6 protein-coding genes and 1 pseudogene are annotated in these 4,395 nt (G+C 31.4%); 6 read left to right on the forward strand and 1 reads right to left on the reverse strand.

What is annotated here, in order from left to right; translation table 11 throughout:
• The 5 genes and pseudogenes from ABJD66_RS00630 to ABJD66_RS00650 all read left to right on the forward strand — a co-directional run.
• Positions 1 to 381, forward strand: a pseudogene (locus tag ABJD66_RS00630) (23S rRNA pseudouridine synthase F); the annotation flags it as partial.
• Positions 374 to 1,204: an endonuclease/exonuclease/phosphatase family protein gene (locus ABJD66_RS00635; protein WP_348127064.1), complete on the forward strand. Its 831-nt coding sequence runs from the start codon at positions 374 to 376 to the stop codon at positions 1,202 to 1,204. The pseudogene ABJD66_RS00630 and the gene ABJD66_RS00635, both read left to right, overlap by 8 nt.
• A gap of 2 nt (positions 1,205 to 1,206) precedes the next feature.
• Positions 1,207 to 1,803 carry an FMN-binding negative transcriptional regulator gene (locus ABJD66_RS00640; protein ID WP_348127067.1) on the forward strand — a complete coding sequence of 199 codons (597 nt, stop codon included), beginning with the start codon at positions 1,207 to 1,209 and terminating at the stop codon, positions 1,801 to 1,803.
• 123 nt (positions 1,804 to 1,926) lie between these two features.
• Positions 1,927 to 2,757: a metallophosphoesterase gene (locus ABJD66_RS00645; protein WP_348127070.1), complete on the forward strand. Its 831-nt coding sequence runs from the start codon at positions 1,927 to 1,929 to the stop codon at positions 2,755 to 2,757.
• A 242-nt stretch (positions 2,758 to 2,999) separates the two neighbouring features.
• Entirely contained in the window at positions 3,000 to 3,374 is a 375-nt protein-coding gene (locus ABJD66_RS00650; protein WP_348127073.1) for a DUF2141 domain-containing protein, read from the forward strand.
• Positions 3,375 to 3,509: 135 nt separating this feature from the next.
• Here ABJD66_RS00650 and ABJD66_RS00655 read toward each other — a convergent pair whose 3' ends face one another.
• Positions 3,510 to 3,983, reverse strand: coding sequence for a Dps family protein (locus ABJD66_RS00655; RefSeq protein ID WP_303543872.1), 474 nt, complete (start codon positions 3,981 to 3,983; stop codon positions 3,510 to 3,512).
• 106 nt (positions 3,984 to 4,089) lie between these two features.
• Here ABJD66_RS00655 and ABJD66_RS00660 point away from each other — a divergent pair.
• Positions 4,090 to 4,395: LysR family transcriptional regulator (locus ABJD66_RS00660; protein ID WP_348127075.1), on the forward strand; the 306-nt coding region annotated here is incomplete at its 3' end.

The raw sequence follows: 4,395 nt of genomic DNA on the forward strand, positions 1-4,395 counted from the left end.
GGTGATATAGTAAACAAAATTCTGCGCGCTAGAAATCATCACGAAAAAGAATACATTGTTAAAGTAGACAATATTATTACAGATGATTTTATACACCAAATGAGTAATGGTATTCCTATTTTAGATACCATTACCAGAAAATGTAAAGTAGAAAAATTAAGTAAATACGAGTTTAAAATTATACTTACACAAGGCTTAAACAGACAAATTAGAAGAATGACGGAGTATTTAGGATACAACGTTGTAAAACTAAAACGTGTACGTATTATGAACATTTCTTTAGATATGCCAGTTGGTACTTACCGTGAGTTTACAAAAGAAGAGCTCAAAGAAATAAACAAGTTAGTATCTACCTCTACAAAAACCTATAGAAATGAGTAAAAAATTTATAGTAGCGCTAGTTTTTGCATTTGCAACAAATACAGTTATTAGTCAGGCAATAAAAGCAATGACTTACAATATAAAGTATGATAATACTAGAGACACTATAAATAATTGGAACTACCGAAAAGATAAAATGGTAGATTTAATACAACATTATAATCCTTCTTTTTTAGGGATACAAGAGGGCTTACACAACCAAGTTAACTACCTAAACATTAATTTACCTAAGTATAACTATATAGGTGTTGGCAGAGATGATGGCAAAGAAAAAGGAGAATACAGTGCTATTTATTATAATAATGACTTTAAGCTTATAACTTCAAATACATTTTGGCTATCTACAACACCTAATAAAATATCTGTTGGTTGGGATGCCGCAATGGAACGTATTTGTACGTACGGTCTATTTCAACATAAGAAAACAAAACAGTATTTCTGGGTTTTTAATGCACATTTTGACCATATTGGTGTAGAAGCCCGTAAAAATTCTGCTAAGTTAATTGTAGAAAAAATTAAGACCCTAAACACAAAAAACTACCCAGTTATTATAATGGGAGATTTTAATGTAACTCCTACTACAGAAGCCATTACTACAATTACAAACTACATACCAGATAGTTACAGCATAAGTAAAACAGCTCCATACGGTCCTAAAGGAACTTTTAATGGATTTACAGATCATATCTTAACAAAGAGAATAGATTATATTTTTGCAAAACACTTAAATGTATTGTCTGTAACAATTATAGATGATAGGTTAGATAATAACAAACATATATCAGACCATTTACCCGTATTAGCAACAGTAATAAAAGAATAAAAATGTATATACCGCCAAGCTACCAAAACAATAATACAGAAGAAGTTAAAACCTTTATTAAAAACAATAGTTTTGGCATACTAGTTAACCAAACTAATGGTAAACCTTGGGCTACACACATACCGTTAGAGTTGCAAATAAAAAACGGAAAAGATATACTTGTAGGTCATATTGCAAAAGCTAATCCGCAGTGGCACAATTTTAAAGAAACACCAGAAGTACTTTGTATTTTTAATGGGCCGCATAGCTATGTATCATCATCCTGGTATAAAGATGAAGAGGTACCCACTTGGAACTATATTGCTGTACACGTTTACGGCAAAATTACCATTGTAGATAAAGATGCTGCTATGGATGGGTTGCATAATTTGGTAGATAAGTACGAGCAAGCATCTGAGTGTCCATTACACCTAGACAACCTATCTAAAGGCACATTAGCACAAGTAAAAGGTATTGTTGCTTTTGAGATTGAAATTACAGACATACAAGCTACCTACAAACTCTCGCAAACACGAGAAGAAGACAAACCAAAAATAATTGAAGAGTTAGAAAAAAGAGATCCAAGTGCCAAAGAAATTGCAAAACATATGAAAAAATAACACCGGTATTTACTGTAAACCAAGTAGCTACTAATTTATTTTGTATTTTTAAGTATGATAATCATTAACCGCCTACCTTTATTATTTAAACTCTTAGTATTTGTTTTTTTAGCAACACAAACTATGTCTTGCGCTAGTGATTCTAATAACGACAGCAACGAACCTAATGAAGACCCAAAAGCTATAGAACCAGTTGTTTTTACTGCTATTGGGGATGTTCCTTATAATGACTTTCAAAGAGATTCTATACCCAAAGTAATTGCGGCACACAATGAAAGGGCTAAATCTAGTTTTGTAATTCACGTTGGAGATATAAAACCAGGAGCAGATGCTTGCACAGAAGATGTGTATGTAGACGTAAGCAATCTTTTAAAGCAATTTACCGCCCCTACTTTTATTGTTTTGGGTGATAATGAATATAATGACTGTACAAACCCAGAAGAAGGGTTAGCGTTTTGGAACAAGCACTTTTTAAAATTGAATACAAATTGGACTTTTAGCCCTAAAATTAGTTACCAAACAGAACGTCCAGAAAACTTTAGTTGGATACAGAATAAAGTACTATTCTTAGGTATTAATATTGTTGGCAGTAGTGTACATAATATCACCGAATGGGAAACAAGGTTAACAGATAATGCCAATTGGGTACAGCAACACCTGCAAGCAGAAAAAGACAATGTAAACGCCGTAGTTGTATTTGGACACGCAAATATTACAGAAGGTGATGCCACCAAGTTTAATACTTTTACCAATACTTTTAGAAGCAGTGCTGCTGCTTTTAATAAACCTGTACTTTATTTACAAGGAGACGGACACGTTTGGTTTACCAACAAACCTTGGCCAGAAAAAAATATTACACGTGTACAAATAGATGGCGGACACAGAGCTGTAGAAGTAACCGTAGATCCAAACAAGAGTAATCCGTTTAGCTACAACCGCACTTTTTTAGACTAATTAATAGGTCTCATTTTCCTCCCCACAACACCTGTTTTTTATTTCATAGCATTACGCAACACTTTTAAAACTTTCTACTTTAAAGTTTATTCTCTCTATTCTCTACATTCTATTATTCATATTTCATCAATTAAAGCAATCTACAACTCAGCTTAAAAAAACTACAGTTGGGTTTATTGTATTTTAAAAAATTAAACTAGTACAGCATCTTTGTATCATAATCAACTTAAAAACAAAATATTATGAGAACTATAGCTTTATTATTTGGATTATTTTTAATAACAATTACTTCAAATGCTCAGTCAGAAACAGAAGCAAAAACATTTACAATTACTATTACCATAGATAATGTTTTAAATGATGACGGAACAGTTATGGCTGGCTTGCACACATCAGAGACTTTTATGAGAGGTATGGGCTTACAAAACAAAATTACAACTATAGAAAATGGTAAAGTAACCATTGTTTTTAAAGATATTGTAGCAGGAGAATATGCTATTTTAGCAATGCACGATGAAAATAACAACAAACAAATGGACAGAGAAGCTAATGGTATGCCTAAAGAGAGCTCTGTATTTCTGGATCATCAACACCTTATGGCCCACCAAGCTTTGTAGAAGCTAAATTTATGGTAGAAGACAAAGATTTAAAATTTGCACTAAGATTTTAATAACAGTAAATAAAAGTAAAAAAAAAGGAGATAAAGCATAGCTTTATCTCCTTTTTAAATACAACAATTTGGTTACAATCATCTATTCTTCTAACCAAGCATTCATCATCCAAATTGTTTTTTCTTGTTCAGCAATAAAATCGCTCATTAAAGAGTTTGTTCCTTCATCATTAGCATCATCAGAAAGGTCTAATAAATCGCGTTCTATAACTAGTAATTCTTTTAAAGAATTTACAATTAATTTTATAGCTTCTACATCTATAGATATGTTTTTACCTACTGGTAATTTAGAAACCGACATATAATCTTCAAAAGTGTGCAAAGGCTTACCTCCTAAGGTTAAAATACGCTCTGCAATCATATCTACTTTTTCATTTGCGTCTGTATACAACTCTTCAAACTTAATATGTAAATCAAAAAAACGTCTACCTCTAATATTCCAATGAACACCTCTTAAATTTTGGTAATAAACCTGGAAACTAGATAATAAAACATTTAATTTACTGTTTAGCTCTTTAGCTTTTTCTACTTCTAATCCTATACTGTTTAATTCCATAACATTTATCTTTTTTGTGATACAACAAAGTTAGTTAGTATTTACTATTTTTGGGGATGATTAAAATCATTTGTTTTTATAATTTTATAGTTTATACCTATTAAGAATGACCATAACTCAATTACAATATGTTTTGGCAGTTGCCAAATACCAAAACTTTACATTAGCAGCAGAAAAAAGCTTTGTTACACAGCCAACTTTAAGTATGCAAGTACAAAAGTTAGAAGACGAGTTAGATGTTCAGATTTTTGATAGAAGTAAAAAACCAATTTCTATTACAGAAGTAGGCGAAAAAATTGTTGCGCAAGCTAAAAACATTGTAAACGAGGCAGACCGTATTAAAGATATAGTAGATCAAGAAAAAGGGTTTATTGGTGGCGAATATGTTTTAGGTATTATACCTACTATTATG

The organism is Cellulophaga sp., assembly GCF_039943695.1.
Lineage (GTDB): Bacteria > Bacteroidota > Bacteroidia > Flavobacteriales > Flavobacteriaceae > Cellulophaga.

Bases quoted from the DNA above. Each gene is read 5' to 3' on its own strand.
- ABJD66_RS00635 (WP_348127064.1), top strand. From the start codon at position 374: ATGAGTAAAAAATTTATAGTAGCGCTAGTTTTTGCATTTGCAACAAAT.
- ABJD66_RS00640 (WP_348127067.1), top strand. From the start codon at position 1,207: ATGTATATACCGCCAAGCTACCAAAACAATAATACAGAAGAAGTTAAA.
- ABJD66_RS00645 (WP_348127070.1), top strand. From the start codon at position 1,927: ATGTCTTGCGCTAGTGATTCTAATAACGACAGCAACGAACCTAATGAA.
- ABJD66_RS00650 (WP_348127073.1), top strand. From the start codon at position 3,000: ATGAGAACTATAGCTTTATTATTTGGATTATTTTTAATAACAATTACT.
- ABJD66_RS00655 (WP_303543872.1), bottom strand. From the start codon at position 3,983: ATGGAATTAAACAGTATAGGATTAGAAGTAGAAAAAGCTAAAGAGCTA.